14 protein-coding genes and 1 tRNA gene are annotated in these 16,496 nt (G+C 64.1%); 10 read left to right on the top strand and 5 right to left on the bottom strand.

Annotated elements, in window-relative coordinates:
* On the bottom strand, positions 1-2,085 hold the full coding sequence (locus NKJ76_RS17970; protein WP_352538007.1) for a hydantoinase/oxoprolinase family protein: 2,085 nt from the start codon (positions 2,083-2,085) through the stop codon (positions 1-3).
* 221 nt (positions 2,086-2,306) lie between these two features.
* On the opposite strand from NKJ76_RS17970, the gene NKJ76_RS17965 reads away from it, so the two are divergent.
* The 5 genes from NKJ76_RS17965 (at position 2,307) to NKJ76_RS17945 (ending at position 9,017) form a co-directional block, all read left to right on the top strand.
* Positions 2,307-3,134 (top strand): ferredoxin--NADP reductase, encoded by an 828-nt coding sequence (locus NKJ76_RS17965; RefSeq protein WP_023683551.1) that lies wholly within the window; start codon positions 2,307-2,309, stop codon positions 3,132-3,134.
* A gap of 218 nt (positions 3,135-3,352) precedes the next feature.
* Positions 3,353-4,402, top strand: a complete 1,050-nt coding sequence (deoC, locus tag NKJ76_RS17960; RefSeq protein ID WP_023703681.1) for a deoxyribose-phosphate aldolase — start codon at positions 3,353-3,355, stop codon at positions 4,400-4,402.
* 226 nt (positions 4,403-4,628) lie between these two features.
* A complete protein-coding gene (locus NKJ76_RS17955) occupies positions 4,629-7,001 on the top strand; it encodes an aldehyde dehydrogenase family protein (RefSeq protein ID WP_352538006.1) in 2,373 nt (790 codons plus the stop codon).
* Between the two features lie 292 nt (positions 7,002-7,293).
* Positions 7,294-8,025: an SDR family oxidoreductase gene (locus NKJ76_RS17950; RefSeq protein WP_352538005.1), complete on the top strand. Its 732-nt coding sequence runs from the start codon at positions 7,294-7,296 to the stop codon at positions 8,023-8,025.
* 146 nt (positions 8,026-8,171) lie between these two features.
* Positions 8,172-9,017 (top strand): fumarylacetoacetate hydrolase family protein, encoded by an 846-nt coding sequence (locus NKJ76_RS17945; RefSeq protein WP_023746528.1) that lies wholly within the window; start codon positions 8,172-8,174, stop codon positions 9,015-9,017.
* An 81-nt stretch (positions 9,018-9,098) separates the two neighbouring features.
* Here the strand turns inward: NKJ76_RS17945 and NKJ76_RS17940 are convergent, their stop codons facing one another.
* Positions 9,099-10,118, bottom strand: coding sequence for an LLM class flavin-dependent oxidoreductase (locus NKJ76_RS17940; protein WP_352538004.1), 1,020 nt, complete (start codon positions 10,116-10,118; stop codon positions 9,099-9,101).
* Between the two features lie 339 nt (positions 10,119-10,457).
* Between NKJ76_RS17940 and msuE the strand changes: the two genes are divergently transcribed.
* The 5 genes from msuE to NKJ76_RS17915 are packed head-to-tail and all read left to right on the top strand — an operon-like array spanning position 10,458 to position 15,148.
* Positions 10,458-11,015 (top strand): FMN reductase, encoded by a 558-nt coding sequence (gene msuE, locus NKJ76_RS17935; RefSeq protein ID WP_023671307.1) that lies wholly within the window; start codon positions 10,458-10,460, stop codon positions 11,013-11,015.
* A gap of 55 nt (positions 11,016-11,070) precedes the next feature.
* Entirely contained in the window at positions 11,071-12,447 is a 1,377-nt protein-coding gene (locus tag NKJ76_RS17930) for an LLM class flavin-dependent oxidoreductase (RefSeq protein WP_023683544.1), read from the top strand.
* A 24-nt stretch (positions 12,448-12,471) separates the two neighbouring features.
* Positions 12,472-13,320: an ABC transporter permease gene (locus NKJ76_RS17925; protein WP_023683543.1), complete on the top strand. Its 849-nt coding sequence runs from the start codon at positions 12,472-12,474 to the stop codon at positions 13,318-13,320.
* A 40-nt stretch (positions 13,321-13,360) separates the two neighbouring features.
* Entirely contained in the window at positions 13,361-14,359 is a 999-nt protein-coding gene (locus NKJ76_RS17920) for an ABC transporter substrate-binding protein (protein ID WP_023671310.1), read from the top strand.
* Positions 14,360-14,383: 24 nt separating this feature from the next.
* Complete coding sequence (locus NKJ76_RS17915; protein ID WP_023683542.1) at positions 14,384-15,148, top strand: ABC transporter ATP-binding protein; 765 nt, start codon at positions 14,384-14,386, stop codon at positions 15,146-15,148.
* Positions 15,149-15,197: 49 nt separating this feature from the next.
* Here NKJ76_RS17915 and NKJ76_RS17910 read toward each other — a convergent pair whose 3' ends face one another.
* The 3 genes from NKJ76_RS17910 to NKJ76_RS17900 all read right to left on the bottom strand — a co-directional run bounded on the left by NKJ76_RS17910 (position 15,198) and on the right by NKJ76_RS17900 (position 16,322).
* A complete protein-coding gene (locus tag NKJ76_RS17910) occupies positions 15,198-15,533 on the bottom strand; it encodes a hypothetical protein (RefSeq protein ID WP_245259937.1) in 336 nt (111 codons plus the stop codon).
* Positions 15,534-15,680: 147 nt separating this feature from the next.
* A tRNA-Ala gene (locus NKJ76_RS17905) sits at positions 15,681-15,756 on the bottom strand.
* 173 nt (positions 15,757-15,929) lie between these two features.
* Positions 15,930-16,322 carry a TIGR02300 family protein gene (locus NKJ76_RS17900; protein WP_023671313.1) on the bottom strand — a complete coding sequence of 131 codons (393 nt, stop codon included), beginning with the start codon at positions 16,320-16,322 and terminating at the stop codon, positions 15,930-15,932.
* Positions 16,323-16,496 lie beyond the last annotated feature (174 nt).

Here is a 16,496-nt window from a genome sequence, read left to right as displayed (position 1 = left end):
TCAGGCCTCGCCGATATCGATGATGATGTTGCCGTCGGCGTCCGATCTTGCGCGGTCGCCGGGTTCGAGCACGGTGGTGGCGTCCATCTGTTCGAGGATCGCCGGCCCTTCGATGACGGCATCGGGCGGCAGCTTTTCGCGTCCGTATATCGGCGTATCGTGCCAGCGTCCGGCATACCAGACCGGCCTGATTTCGCGCCGCGCCTCGTCAAGTGTCCCAGCGCGCCCGGCCGGGTCGATCAGCCGTGACAGGTCGATCGCCGGCCGCACGCCCGTCACCGACGTGTTGAGGTTGACCAGATTGGCGCGGATCTCCGGCAGCTCGACCTTGAAGCGGGCGAAATAGGCTTTTTCGAACAGCACCTGCAACTCCTGCCTTGTCACCGATGAAGACGGCAGCGGCACGTTGATGATGTGGGTCTGGCCGACAAACTGCATGTCGGCAGAGTGCGTAACGCGGATCGTTTCCGGCTTCACCGCTTCCTTGCCGATCAGTTCCTCGCCTTCCCCGCGGTGACGTTCCAGCACCTCGCGAAGCCTGGCTTCATCGAGCACGGCGACCGGCTGGTTGATGGTGTTGACGAAGTCATGGCGCAGATCGGCCACGACGCAGCCGAGCGCATTGGTGATGCCCGGACGCGCCGGCACCAGCACACGGGGCAGGCCGAGTTCGCGCGCCAGGGCGGAGGCATGCAGCGGCCCGGCGCCACCGAAGGCGAACAGCGCGAAATCGCGCGGATCATGGCCGCGCGACACCGAGACCATGCGGATGGCGCCGGCCATTTTCATGTTGCCGAGCCGCAGGATTGCACCCGCCGCCTCGACGCCGGAGAGGCCGGTGGCCTTGCCTATTCTGTTCTCGAAAATGCCGGTGACGCGCTCGACGGTGACCGGATTTTCGACCGCCAGCAGTTTTTTCGGCGCCAGCCGTCCCAGCACCAGATTGGCATCGGTGATGGTCGGCTCCAAGCCGCCGCGGCCGTAGCAGATCGGACCGGGATTGGCGCCGGCACTTTCCGGGCCGATCTGGATCAGGCCGGCCGCATCGACGCGCGCGATCGAGCCGCCGCCGGCGCCGACCGTATGCACCGCCACCATCGGCACATGGATCGGCATCGCATATTCGATCTCGATCTCGTTGGAGACCGCCGGCTCGGCGTTGCGGATCAGCGCCACATCGGTCGAGGTGCCGCCCATGTCGTAGGTGACGAGGTTTTCAAAGCCGGCGCGCTTGCCCGTATAGGCGGCCGCGATGACACCCGAAGCCGGGCCTGACATCACGGTCTTGGCCGACTCGCGCGTGACGAAGCGGGCCGAGATCATGCCGCCATTGCCGTTCATGATCAGGAAGTCGCGGGCATAGCCCTTGGCAGCCAATTCCTTGCGCAGCCGCTCGACATAACGCTCGAGGATCGGCTGCACCGAGGCGTTCACCGCGGCGGTCACGCCGCGCTCGAATTCGCGGGCTTCCGACAGCAGCGCATGGCCAGTCGTGATGTAGCCGTTCGGCCAAAGCTCGGCGGCGATTTCGGCCGCGCGCCGCTCATGCCCAGGGTTGGCGTAGGAATGCAGGAAATGGATGACCAGGGACTCGCAGCCGGCCCCGATCAGCGTCTTCACGGCGTCGCGCATCTCGGCCTCGTCGAGCGGCGTGCGCACCGCGCCCGACGCCTCGACGCGCTCCGACACTTCGAGCCGGAGATCGCGCGGGATGATCGGAACGAAGCTTCCGGTCATACCGTAGGGCTGCGGCCGTGTGCGGCGGCCAAGCTCGATCACGTCGCGAAAACCGCGCGTGGTGATCATGCCGGTTTTCGCCAGCCTGCGTTCCAGCACCGCATTGGTGGTGGTGGTCGTGCCATGCACGATGAGGTCGATGCCGTCTATGGCAAAGCCTGTGGCACCCAGCGCTGAAACCACGCCGAACGCCTGATTGTCGACCGTCGTCGGCGTCTTGGCGATATGCACCTTTCCGCCGTCATTTCCGTCGATCAAAATGAGGTCTGTGAAGGTTCCGCCGACATCGATGCCGGCAACGACGTGACCCAGGGAATCCGGTTGTTGCACCGAAAAATTCTCTTTCATTGTCGAAATCCGAAATGGCGGAACTACGAATATGCCGCAGTTTGGAAAGCTGTTTTAGCGTGGTATCTTGACACAAATATCGTTTGTATACTAATAAATTTTGGACACAAGAGCTCACTGCTTTGGAGTGTGTGAACGGCTCGCCGGGACCTGAATGGTCTGGGCGCGCAGGAAACGGTTTGGCGCCCGCGTAGTGGCTTGGGCAAGACAGAGTTGGATTGATGAACACCACATCCGCACTCAACACCGCCGGCGCCCGTCCGCTGCAGTTCCCGATTCCAGCCAACGTCTATGCCGAAACCGTCGTCTCGGTGAAGCATTACACCGACCGCCTGTTCTCGTTCCGCATCACCCGTCCGCAGTCGCTGCGCTTCCGCTCCGGCGAGTTCGTCATGATCGGGCTGCCCAATGCCGAAAAGCCGGTGTACCGCGCCTACTCGGTGGCAAGCCCGGCCTGGGACGAAGAGCTGGAATTCTTCTCGATCAAGGTGCCGGACGGCCCGCTGACCTCCGAACTGCAGAAGATCCAGGTCGGCGACACCGTCATCATGCGCCAGAAGTCGACCGGCACGCTGGTCGTCGACGCGCTGACCCCGGCAAAGCGCCTGTTCATGATCTCGACCGGCACCGGAATTGCGCCCTTCGCCAGCCTTCTGCGCGACCCCGATACCTACGAAAAATTCGATCAGGTCATCCTGACCCACACCTGCCGCGACAATGCCGAACTGACCTATGGCCAGGAACTGGTGGCGGCGCTCGAAAACGATCCGCTGATCGGCGAACTGACCGGCGGCCGCGTCACCCTCTACAATTCGACGACCCGCGAAGAATCGGCGCGGATGGGCCGCATCACGGCGCTGATCGGCTCGGGCAAGTTCTACGCCGACCTCGGCATCGAGAAGCTCAATCCTGAGACCGACCGCATCATGATCTGCGGCTCGATGCATATGCTGAAGGACGTCAAGGAAATGGCCGAAAGCCTCGGCTTCCATGAGGGTTCGCTCAGCCATCCCTCGACCTTCGTCGTCGAGCGCGCTTTCGTCGGCTGACATCAGCCGGCGCCTCGGCGCCACGTTTTGGATTGACGTTTTGACCATGTGGTCAAAATTCAGCTGCTTTTGCCGCCTTTTTCCGTTATGAGCCCTTGAAGGACTCGTGAAGCATCGATTCACGGGCTATCTTCGGTGTGTGTCGCCTAAAGCCGCCGTGCGGTCCGGGAGCAACGACACGCACCACGACGTAAAATCGTCGAGCGAAAGGGCAGGAGATGAGCAGCACAATCCGCGAAGCCGATCTCGGCGCGTCCAAGGTCACGCCGCTGCCGGCACGTGCGGCCGCCAACACGCCCGTTCCGCAAAGCCACGGTATTGCCCGCAACACCGGCATGCGGCTCGATCTCGGCTTCATGGAATCGGTGCGCTCGGTCAACCGCTCGGCGCTGGAACGCAGGGTCGCCAGCCTCACAAAGCGGCGCTCGATCAAGGCTGACAACCAGGCCGCCTGGCTGCTGCGCGCGGTCTCCTGCATGGATTTGACGACTCTGAATTCCAACGACACCGAAGAGCGGGTGCGCCGCCTATGCGCCAAGGCGATCAACCCGTTCCGCCGCGACATCGTCGAGGGGCTTGGCATCGAGGGCGAGAAAATCCGGCCGGCGGCGGTCTGCGTCTATCATCCCTTCGTCGCGACGGCTGTTGATGCCGTGCGCGGCACCGGCATCCATGTCGCCGCCGTCTCCACCGCTTTCCCGCACGGCCTTGCGCCGCTGTCGACCCGCCTGCAGGAGATCGAGGCATCGGTGCGCGACGGCGCCGACGAGATCGACGTCGTCATCCCGCGCGGCCTGGTCTTCGGCGCCAAGTGGCAGGAGCTCTACAACGAGATCGTCTCGATGCGCGAAGCCTGCGGCGATGCGCATCTCAAGGTCATTCTCGGCACCGGCGACCTCGCCACGCTGCGCAATGTCATGCTGGCCTCGATGGTGGCGATGATGGCCGGCGCCGATTTCATCAAGACCTCGACCGGCAAGGAAAGCGTCAACGCCACGCTGCCCGTCGGCCTCGCCATGGTGCGCGCCATCCGAGCCTATTTCGAGGAGACCGGCTTTCTCATCGGCTTCAAGCCGGCCGGCGGCATCTCTACAGCCAAGGCTTCGCTCGACTGGCTGGTGCTGATGAAGGAGGAGCTCGGCCGGCCATGGCTGGAGCCAGACCTGTTCCGCTTCGGCGCCTCGAGCCTCCTCACCGACATCGAGCGCCAGCTCGAGCACCATCTGACCGGGCATTATTCGGCCAATCACCGCCACGCAATGGCGTGAGGCGGATGAAGGCCTTGAACGTCGTGTTCCTTCGCGCCTCCCTCTGTCCTGCCGGACATCTCCCCCACTTGGGGGGAGATTGGCTAACGTCGACGATTTCGCCAATTGTCGACGTTTCAGAGCCGACAGGCGCGAAGGCTAATCTCCCTCCTTGTGGGGGAGATGTCCGGCAGGACAGAGGGGGGCGCCACAGAGCGCCTGCCAAGAAGATTATCTGGAGCGCGTCATGAACATTCTCGAACGCTATCACGCCATGGAATACGGCCCGGCGCCGGAAGCCCGCACCGAGGCCGATGCCTGGCTCGCCGCGCGCGACTTCGGCAAGGCGCTGTTCATCGACGGCGCCTGGAAGGCGGCGGCCAGCGGCAAGACTTTCGAGACCAGCGAACCCTCTTCCGGCAAGCTTTTGGCCAAGATCTCCGATGCCGGCGCCGCCGACATAGATGCCGCAGTCGCAGCCGCCACCAAGGCGCTGCCGAAATGGTCGGCGTCCTCCGGCTACCAGCGCGCCAAAGTGCTCTACGCCATCGGCCGCGCCATGCAGCGCCATCAGCGGCTGTTCGCGGTGCTTGAGACAATCGACAATGGCAAGCCGATCCGCGAAAGCCGCGATATCGACGTGCCGCTGGCCATCCGCCATTTCATCCACCACGCCGGCTGGGCGCAGGCGCTCGACAAGGATTTTCCGGGCCACAAGGGTGTCGGTGTCGTCGGCCAGATCATCCCATGGAATTTCCCGCTGCTGATGCTGGCCTGGAAGATCGCGCCGGCGCTCGCCGCCGGCTGCACGGTGGTGCTGAAGCCGGCCGAGTTCACGCCGCTCACCGCCATCCTGTTCGCCGAGATCTGCGAGCGCGCCGGCGTGCCCAAGGGCGTCGTCAACATCGTCCAGGGCGGGCCGGAAGCGGGCGTCGCCATCGTCAACCATCCCGGCATCCAGAAGATCGCCTTCACCGGCTCTTCGGAGGTCGGCAAGATCATCAGGAAAGCCACGGCTGGATCGGGCAAGAAGCTGTCATTGGAGCTTGGCGGCAAATCGGCCTTCATCGTCTTCGAGGACGCCGATCTCGACAGCGCCGTCGAAGGTCTGGTCGACGGCATCTGGTTCAACCAGGGCCAGGTCTGTTGTGCCGGGTCGCGGCTTCTGGTGCAGGAAGGCATAGCCGATGCCTTGATCGCCAAGGTCAAGGTCAGGATGAGCCGGCTTCGCGTCGGCAGCCCGCTCGACAAGAACACCGATGTCGGCCCGCTGGTCGACGCCACACAGCTCGACCGCGTCAAGGGTCTGGTCGCCGAAGGCGCCAGGCAGGGCGCCGTCTGCTGGCAGCCCGACGCGGTGCTGCCGTCTTCCGGCTACTACCACCTGCCGACGCTCGCCACCGGTGTTTCGCCTGCAAACATATTGGCGCAGGAAGAGGTGTTCGGTCCGGTTCTGGCCACCATGACCTTCCGCAACACCGAGGAAGCGATCGAACTCGCCAACAACACGCGCTATGGGCTGGCCGCCTCGGTGTGGAGCGAAAACATCAACCTCGCGCTGCATGTCGCGCCGCAGCTGAAGGCCGGCGTCGTCTGGGTCAACGGCACCAACATGTTCGACGCCGCCTGCGGCTTCGGCGGCTATCGCGAAAGCGGCTTTGGCCGCGAGGGCGGGCGCGAGGGCATGTTCGAATATCTCTCGGCAAAACTGCCGCTCGGCCCGGTGATCAAGCCGACGGCGTCTTCGGCGCAGCCCGTCGAGCAATCGGATGGCGGCGCCATCGATCGTACGGCCAAACTGTTCATCGGCGGCAAGCAGGTGCGGCCCGACGGCAATTATTCGCTGGCGATAGCCACTGCCAAGGGCAAGCTCGCCGGCGAAGTCGGTCTCGGCAGCCGCAAGGACATCCGCGACGCCGTTGCCGCCGCCCGCGCCTGCAAGGCGTGGCCGGAGGCGACCGCCTACAACCGTTCCCAGGTGCTCTTTTATCTCGCCGAAAACCTGTCCGGCCGCACCGGCGAATTTACCGCACGCTTGTCCGAACTGACCGGCGCCAACGCCAAGGCCGCGCGGGAGGAAGTGGAACAATCGATCGAGCGCCTGTTCCTCTATGCCGGCCTTGCCGACAAGTATGAGGGCAGGGTGCATCAGCCACCGGCCCGCGCCGTCACGCTCGCTTTGCACGAGCCGGTCGGCGTCCTCGGCATCGTCGCCCAGGACAGCGCGCCGCTGCTCGGCTTGATCTCCCTGATCGCACCTGCGCTTGCCATGGGCAACACCGTGGTGGCCGTGCCGTCGGAAAAATACCCGCTGCTTGCCACCGATCTCTACCAGGTGATCGAATATTCCGACGTTCCGGCAGGCGCCATCAACATCGTCACCGGCCGCACGGCGGAGCTTGCCGGCGTGCTGGCCAAGCATGACGATGTCGACGGGCTCTGGCTGTTTGCCGATGCCGACACTTGCGCCAAGGCGGAGGCCGATTCCGTCGGCAATCTCAAGCGCGTCTGGACCGGCAACGGCCGCAGCCTCGACTGGACGTCCGACGAGGCCGCCGGCGATGCCATGCTGCGCCGCGCCGTCGAAGTGAAGAACGTCTGGGTGCCATACGGCGACTAATGCCGCCTGAAGCGCGCTGTGCTTGAGTGAACCATGGCAGCGCGACTCGTTGCCCGGTTGTCATACATGTTGTTGCATCAGAGCAAGCGATGTGCATTACATCGGCCGTCGCGAAGGTGATCGCGTTCGGGCTTGACGCCCGGACGTGTGTTCTTTAACCAGAAAAAACATTTGTTATTTTGGACTGATGGATTGTGCAGGCCGCATAGTCGCGCCTGTCTGGCACAGGACGCCCTGGTCAGCCGGCATTAAATCGGGCCGGGAAGTGGCCAAAGAGGGCGAGGAGAAACGCATGGCGGATCTGGCAGGCAAGGTCGTTGTCGTCACGGCGGCGGCGCAAGGCATCGGCAGAGCGAGCGCTCTGGCCTTCGCCAAGGCAGGTGCCATCGTGCACGCCACCGACATCAACGAGGCGCTGCTGGCCGAACTCGCCAAGACCTCCGGCATCAAGACCCGCAAGCTCGACGTTCTCAACGACGATGCGGTGGCATCCGGCTTCGCCGAAATCGGCCGCGTCGACGTGCTGTTCAACTGCGCCGGCTTCGTCCATTCCGGGTCCATCCTCGAGATGAAGGACGCCGATCTCGATTTCGCCTTCAACCTCAATGTCCGCGCCATGATCCGCACCATTCGGGCCGTACTGCCCGGCATGCTGGAGCGCGGCGATGGCTCGATCATCAACATGTCGTCCGTCGCCGGCGCCGGCAAGGGCGTGCCCAACCGCTTCGCCTATGGCGTCTCCAAGGCGGCCGTGATCGGTCTCACCAAGGCGATTGCCGCGGACTATGTCGCCAAGGGCATTCGCTGCAACGCCATCTGCCCCGGCACCGTCGAGAGCCCGTCGCTGCAGGACCGCATGCATGCGCAGGGCGATTACGAGGCGGCCCGCGCGGCCTTCATTGCCCGCCAGCCGATGGGCCGTCTCGGCACGCCCGAGGAAATCGCCGACCTTGCCGTCTACCTCGCCGGCGCCACGTACACCTCAGGCCAGGCCTATAATATCGACGGCGGCTGGTCGATCTGAGCAATAGCCTCGATCCGCAGGTCCAGGCTCGAACAGTTCTAAAGTCCGGCTTGCCCCAGGTCGGGTCCGATAGCCAGAGTCCGCCCAGTCATCGCTTGGCGGAGCGAGTTTTGAAAACGGCCTTGGGCCGCAATTTGGAGAGCAAGATGAAACTGCTGCGCTATGGCGAGATAGGGAGCGAACGCCCCGGCCTGCTCGATGCGGATGGAACGATCCGCGATCTTTCGGGTCATGTCGCCGACATTGCCGGCAAGGCGCTCGATCCGGCGTCGCTCGAGACATTGTCGAAGCTCGATCCGAACTCGCTGCCGGCGGTTTCCGGCAAGCCGCGCCTCGGCGCCTGCGTCGCCGGCACCGGCAAGTTCATCTGCATCGGCCTGAATTATTCCGACCATGCCGCCGAAACCGGCGCCACCGTGCCGCCGGAGCCGATCATCTTCATGAAGGCAAGCTCGGCCATTGTCGGTCCCGACGACGACGTGCTGATCCCGCGCGGTTCGGAAAAGACCGACTGGGAGGTTGAACTCGCCGTGGTCATCGGCAGAAAAGCCAAATATGTCAGCGAAGCCGAGGCGCTGGATTATGTCGCCGGCTATGCCGTTGCCCATGACGTGTCCGAGCGAGCCTTCCAGGCCGAGCGCCAGGGCCAGTGGACCAAGGGCAAGAGCTGCGACACGTTTGGTCCGACCGGCCCGTGGCTTGTCACCAAGGACGAGGTTGCCGATCCGCAGAACCTCAAAATGTGGCTGACGGTCAACGGCAAGACGATGCAGAACGGCTCGACCAGGACCATGGTCTACGGCGTCGCCTATCTCGTTTCCTATCTCAGCCAGTTCATGTCGCTGCATCCTGGCGACATCATCTCCACCGGCACCCCGCCCGGCGTTGGGCTGGGCATGAAGCCGCCCGTGTTCCTGAAGCCCGGCGATGTGGTGGAACTGGGCATCGAGGGGCTAGGCCAGCAGAAGCAGACCTTCAAGGCGGATGCCTAGCCGCCTCTTCCCTTAGAGCGTTTCACCGTTTGCCGGCGAAACGGTCTATCTCTTTGTTTGCCGGGCGGCTGGCGCCTCTTGTCAGCGCCAGCCCAGAGCCGGCGCGACGTGCTTCAGGATCGCCTCGATGACGTGGGCGTTGTACTCGACGCCAAGCTGGTTGGGGACGGTCAGAAGCAGCGTGTCGGCCTCGGCGATCGCTTCGTCCTCTTTCAGCTGATCGATCAGCACATCGGGCTCCGCGGCATAGGAGCGGCCGAAGACGGCAAGCTTCTCAGGCTCGATATAGCCGAAATGATCTTCGCTGCTGCCGCCGCCGAAATAGGCGCGGTCGCGGTCGTTCACCAGCGCAAAGATGCTGCGGCTGACCGACACGCGCGGCTCGCGTGTGTGGCCGGCCGCCTTCCACGCCGCGCGATAAGCGCGGATCTGTTCGGCCTGCTGGATGTGGAGCGGCTGGCCGCCCTCATCGAACTTCAGCGTCGAACTTTGCAGGTTCATGCCGAGCTTGCCCGCCCATTCGGCGGTCGCGTTGGTAGCGGCACCCCACCAGATCCGGTCGCGCAGGCCGGCCGAGAACGGCTCGAGCCGCAGCATTCCCGGAGGATTGGGGAACATCGGCCGCGGATTAGGTTGAGCGAAACCTCCGCCGCGCAGCACATTCAGGAAAACCTCGGCATGATTGCGCGCCATGTCGGCATCGCTTTTGCCGTCCTGCGGCACGTAGCCGAAGTAGCGCCAGCCGTCGATCACCTGCTCCGGCGAACCGCGGCTGATGCCAAGCTGCAGCCGGCCACCGGCGATCAGGTCGGCAGCACCCGCATCCTCGGCCATATACAGCGGATTCTCATAGCGCATGTCGATGACGGCGGTGCCGATCTCGATGCGGCTGGTGCGGGCGCCGACCGCGGCCAGAAGCGGAAACGGCGAAGCGAGCTGGCGGGCAAAATGATGGACGCGGAAATAGGCGCCGTCCGCGCCCAGCTCCTCGGCGGCGACGGCCAGGTCGATCGACTGCAGCAGCGCGTCGGACGCCGAGCGCGTCTGCGATTGCAACGAGGGCGACCAATGGCCGAAGGAAAGAAAGCCGATCTTCTTCATGCGCGTATCCTGTTCTTTGATTGCAGTTGCCTACTTCGTCGCCCACGCGATTGGGTTCAATCGACACTGACACAACGCAGTGTCAATGCCGCCGGCCCTTGACGGTTTCGCAACGTTACCCATCAGTGCGCAAAGGACCAGGCCATGGTCCCCGGCGATGCCTTGTGCGGTCGGGTCAGCATCTGCCGCGGCGCTTTTGGGGCCAAATGAACCAACCAAAGGCGATGTACCGCAAACTCCATTCGCTTCAGAGCCCGGTTTTGAAATCTTCTCGCTCATTTAATTCTACAAAATCGGTAGGCTTAATGCGGATAGTGCGTTTGCGAGAAGGAGCCTCGGATGTCAAAAAAGCTGGTGGTGGGGTGGTCCGGCAACCTGACCCGTCCGTCCAAGACGAAGGCATTCGTCAGCCACATCGCCGGTGAGGTGGCGAGCCGGGCCGGCTCGGCTTTGAGCGTTTTCGACATCGAGGATCTCGGCCCGTCCTTTGCGCCTGCAAGACAGCTTGGCGATCTCGATCCGGCGGCGCGCGGTATTATCGAGCAGCTGCTCGGCGCCGACGTGCTGGTGGTCGGCTCCCCGACCTTCAAGGGCAGCTACACCGGGCTGTTCAAGCACTTCTTCGACCTGCTCGACCCGTCGTCGCTGCGCGGCAAGCCGATCATCCTGGCGGCAACAGGCGGCGGCGAGCGTCATTCGCTTGTCGTCGAACACCAGTTGCGGCCGTTGTTCGGCTTCTTCGAGGCGCAGACCCTGCCGACCGCGATCTACGCCTCGGACAAGGACTTTGCCGATGGCGTGCTGGTGTCAGAGGCAGTCAAGGCGCGAGCCCGGCAGGCGGTCGCCGAGGCATGCCGGGTGGCCGGCGTGCCCTACAGCGTCGTCCTTGCCGCCTGAAACCACGATCCGCGACGCAATATTCCATCCCGCATAGACCAGAAGGACGCCTGCAATGACTCGAGCCAGCAAGTCCGATAGCAGGCCGCGGCAGATCAAGCTCGGCGCTTTCCTGCCCGGCGGCGGGCAGCATATCGCCGCCTGGCGTCATCCCGATGCGCCGGCCGACGGCGCCACCAATTTCGAGTTCCACAAGCAGCTGGCGCTGACCGCCGAGCGCGGCCTGTTCGACGCCTATTTCCTGGCCGACAACCTGACCGTCGGCCTCGGCGCCCGCGAGGGCGGCAACGCCAAGATCGCCGGCTTCGAGCCGGTGACGCTGTTTGCGGCGCTGGCGCCGCTGACGACGCATCTCGGCTTCATCGCAACGGCGTCCACCACTTATGAGGAGCCTTACACGCTGGCGCGCAAATTCGCTTCGCTCGACCTGTTGTCGAACGGCCGCGCCGGCTGGAACGTGGTGACCTCGGCCGGCGACGAAACGGCACGCAATTTCAACCGCGACGTCCAGCCCAGCCATGCCGAGCGCTATGCCAGGGCGCATGAGCATGTCGAAACGGTCAAGGCGCTGTGGGACAGCTGGGAGGATGACGCCTTCATCCGCGACAAGCAGTCGGGCCGTTTCTACGACAAGGACAGATTGCACGACATCGACCACAAGGGCGAGCATTTCAGCGTCAAGGGTCCGCTCAACGTGCCGCGCCCGGTGCAGGGGCATCCGGTTGTCGTACAAGCCGGGCAGTCGGAAGACGGACGCGGGCTTGCCGCGCACTCGGCCGAGGTCATCTTCACCGCCCATCAGAAGCTCGAGACGGCGCAGGAATTCTACCGCGACATCAAGGCGCGCGTGGCTGAAGTCGGCCGCGATCCCGACCAGGTGCTGATCATGCCGGGCGTCGCGCCCTTTGTCGGCCGCACCGAGGACGAGGCCCGCGCCAAATACCAACAGCTTAACGACCTTATCCTGCCCGAGGACGGTGTTGCGCTCCTCAACGGGCTGGCCGGCCAGACGCTCGACATCAGGGGCTATCCGCTCGACGGCCCGTTGCCGCCGAGCAAGGAAACCGAAGGCATGAAAAGCCGCCAGGCGCTGATCCGGCAGATTGCCGACGAGCACAATTTCAGCATCCGCCAGCTTTACCAATGGGTAGCGACGGCGCGCGGCCACTACACCATCGTCGGCAGCGTCACGCAGGTCGCCGATCAGCTGGAGGAATGGTTCACCAGCGAGGCGGCCGACGGCTTCAACATCCTGCCGCCCTGGCTGCCCGGCGCGCTCGACGATTTCGTCGACCTGGTCATTCCCGAGCTGCAGCGGCGCGGCCTGTTCCGCACGGCTTACGAAGGCCGCACGCTGCGCGAGAATCTCGGCCTCAGGCGCCCGGAAAATCCATGGACCGTCGCCCGCTCGACCGTCCTTGCCGCCGAATGACCTTGGCATCGAAGGGGTGAAGCAATGACGTTGCAGCACATCGATCGGCAAATCACGGTTCGCCGCAGTGGTGGCGAAACCGGGCTCGGCACCGACTTTCTGCGCCTCGGCGGCCGGGCTGCTGTTCGCTTCCTGAAGCGCTACGGCGTGCTTGCCGGCTTCCTGGCGCTCTGGCAGGTGGCGAGCAGCGTCGGATGGGTCAACGCGGCGGTGCTGCCGCCGATCGACATGATCGTCGAAGCGCTCTGGAAGGGGCTTGCCGGCGGCAGCCTGCTCGGCGACATCGCCATCAGCCTGCAGCGCGCCGGCATCGCCTTTGCCGCAGCCGTCGCCGTCGCCATTCCGCTTGGCCTGTTCATGGGCCAGGTGCGCCCGGTCGAAACCGCGCTCGATCCGATCCTGCAGGTGTTCCGGCAGACCTCTGCACTGGCGCTCTATCCGGTGTTCATCCTGCTCTTGGGACTTGGCGAGACCTCGAAGATCTTCGTCATCTTCTGGGCGACGCTGTTTCCGCTGCTGCTCAACACCACCAGCGGCGTCAAGGAAGTCGATCCCAAGCTGCTTGAAATGGCGCGCGTCTATGGTGCGAGCCGGCTCACCGTGTTTCGCCGCGTCGTACTGCCGGGCGCCGTGCCGTCGATCTTCGTCGGCTTGCGGCTGAGCGCCACCACGGCGCTGCTGCTGCTGATCGCGTCCGAGATGATCGGTGCCAACAAGGGCATCGGCTTCCAGGTGATGAACGCGCAGTACAATTTCCAGATCCCGCTGATGTTTGCGGCAATCGTCATCCTCGCCGGGCTTGGCCTGATCGCCAACCAGGCATTGGTCACCCTGCAGCGGCGGCTCTGTCGCTGGAGCAATCCTGTCAACTGAGCAGTCCGCCCCTCACCGTTTACCTCACAAGGACCCGATCATGAAAATCACCCGCCGTTCGCTGCTTGCCGGCGCGCCGCTTGCCGCCGGCCTCATCGCCGCCGGCCTGCCGCGCCTGGCCTTTGCGCAAGCCGCAGCCGTCAAGTTCCGCTACCTCGCCAGCCGTGGCAGCATCTCCCCGCATGAGCTGGCCGACGAGCTCGGCTACTTCAAAGGGCTCGGCGTCGAGCTGGAGAATGTCGGCTATTCCTCGGGTGGACCGGAATCGCTGTTTGCGCTGTCTTCCGGCAGCGTCGACATCGGCTCGGCCGCCACCGCGGCGGTGATCAACTCGATCTCGGGCGGCAACGACTTCGTCGCGGCGTATCCGAGCAACGGTATCAACAAGGATGTGAAGAGCGTCTTCTACGTGCTGGAAGACAGCCCGATCAAATCGATCGCCGACATTGCCGGCAAGACCATCTCGGTCAACACGCTCGGCGCTCATCTCGACTATACGGTGCGTGAGGCCCTGCACAGCGTCGGCCTGCCGCCGACCGCCGCCAACCTCATTGTCGTGCCCGGCCCGCAGCTTGAGCAGACGCTGCGCTCGCGCCAGGTCGACATTGCCGGCCTCGGCTACTGGCAGGCGACCTTTGCCGGCGCGCTGGTCGCCAATGGCGGCGTGCGCGGCGTGTTCGACGACACGCAGGTGCTCGGCGAACTCGCCGGCGGCTTCGTCGTACTCAGGCGCGACTTCATTGCCGCCAACCCGGATGCGGCGCGCAACTTCGTCGAACAGTCGGCGCGCGCCTCGGACTGGTCGCGCCAGAACCCGGACGAAGCCCGCAAGGTGCTGGCCACTATCCTCGACAAGCGCGGTGAAAACGGCGATCTCGCCCGCTACTGGACCGGCTTTGGTCTGCGCGAAGGTGCGCAGGCGACCGACCGCGACATCGACTTCTGGGTCGCCGTGCTGGAGCGCGACGGCCGTCTGGCCAAGGGCAAGCTGAAAGCCGCCGACATTCTGTACCGGCCCGGCGAAACCAAGATCAACTGAGCTCTGAAATAGCTGAGAGATGAGATGACCGGTTCCAACCGCGGCGGGGAGGTCTCGATCCGCGACCTGTCCAAATCCTTCAGCCTCGGCGGGCGCCAGCTTGCCGTGCTGCGGACGCTCAACCTCGACATTCGTTCGGGGGAATGCCTGGTCATTGTCGGCGCCAGCGGCTCCGGCAAGACCACGCTGCTGCGTATTCTGGCCGGGCTGGAGGCGGCCGACAGCGGCGGTGTCGCGATCGACGGCCAGCCGGTGCATGGCGTCGGCGCCGAGCGTGCCGTGATCTTCCAGGAGCCGCGGCTGCTGCCGTGGCTGAGCGTGCTCGGCAATGTCGCGTTCGGCCTCGAAGTGCGCGGTGTTCCCAAGAGGCAGGCCGAGGAACGCGCCCGCTTCTACGTCGCCCTGGTCGGCCTTGCCGAATTCGCCGATGCTTTTCCGAGCCAGCTTTCCGGCGGCATGGCGCAGCGCGTCGGCATCGCCCGGGCGCTCACCGTGCAGCCCGAGATCCTCCTGCTCGACGAGCCGCTGGGGGCCCTGGACGCCATGACCAAGATCGGCATGCAGGAGGAACTGGCGCGCATCTGGAGCGAGGAGAACGTCACCATGGTGATGGTCACCCACGATCTGGAGGAGGCGATCTATCTGGCTGACCGGGTGCTGATCCTGCCCAAGGAGAAAGGCGGCGCGGCGCGGTTGATCGACATCGACCTGCCACGCCCGCGCGAGCGCAGCGAGAGCCGCTTCGTGCGCTACCGTGAAGAATTGCTGCGCGAATTCGGATTGCACTGATCAAGGGAAGGGGCCAGCCGTGGCTCCCCCGGAAGATTAGCTCTCGCGATTATTGCTTGGTGAACGTGCCCGTATAGGTTCGGTCGGCAAGCCCATAGGTGACGGCCAGCGTTCCGTCCGCCTGAATGACCGCGCTGACGTCCGCGCCATTGGGAAGGCGCCGCAGTTTCAACGTGTTGCCGAAAATCTTGCCTTCGCCATCGGCCACGCCCGGTTTGTTGTCGGCGACATCGCCCCAGGCATAGGTGGCGGTGACATTGCCGCCGCGCGTAATCGTCAGCACGGCGAGCTTGCCGTCATACATCCCGTCCAGCTGTCCGCCCCATATGCCGGAAAACGCGACATATTTGGCCGGGACGCCTTCGCCGGGCGGCATAACCCGCACGGATGGATCGAGGACCGCCGCACCATCAGGAGCAGAGATCGCGGCAGGCTCCATGGGCTGAGGTGCGGGCGGCGATGATGGTTCAGGCGCCGACTGGCAGGCGACAAGCATGAATGCCGCGAAACCGAGCGTCGGAAAGAGACTGTTTGGTGGAGCCAATCGGGATCGAACCGACGACCTCTTGAATGCCATTCAAGCGCTCTCCCAACTGAGCTATGGCCCCACTCCGGCAGTCAGCCGTCGCCGTTGCCGGCGAGAGGTCCGGCGCGGGTTTCAGGACCGCGCCGTTTAGTGCAGGCGGCTTCTAACCCCGCCTTCCCTGAAGATCAAGCCTTCGAGGGCCGCTTTTTCGTCATAGCCCGTGAACGCCGCTAAATGCATGCGTTCGAAGCGTTCTTAGACTTCGTCGTCGTCGTCGCCGACGCCGATCATGTCGGCGACATCGTCGTCTTCTTCCTCTTCGTCGGCAAGGAAAGTATCGTCCTCATCGTCGCCTAGATCGACATCGTCCTCGTCGTCGCCCAGGTCGGGAAGCTCGTCGCCGGCCTTGACGTCTTCGTCGGCCTCTTCAAGCGAGACGACTTCAACGCCTTCTTCTTCCTCGGCGTCCACTTCCTTCTCGGCCACTTCCTCTTCCTCTTCGAGGGCGGCGATCTTGCCGTCCTCGAAATAGGAACGCGGATACGTCTTGCCCGTATAGGGCGAGACGACAGGGTCCTTGTTCAGGTCGTAGAATTTTCGGCCCGTTTCAGGGTCGACACGCTTTGTGCCAAGTTCGTTTTTTGCCACGTCAAGCCTCGTCAGTAAAAGAGTGGTCCCCTTAACCACAGTTTACCGCGCTGTCAAAGCGAAAAGCCGGCGTCACAAAACCAAGCACTGAAAGGCCTCGCGCCAAGCGACGACCATGGGGATGACCATTCGTGCCCGCCGTGATACGAGACCGCCGCAACAAATGAAAAGCGC

The sequence above is a fragment of the Mesorhizobium sp. M0029 genome (genome assembly GCF_040323735.1).
Classification (GTDB): Bacteria; Pseudomonadota; Alphaproteobacteria; order Rhizobiales; family Rhizobiaceae; genus Mesorhizobium.
This window is presented reverse-complemented; position numbering and strand designations above follow the sequence as displayed.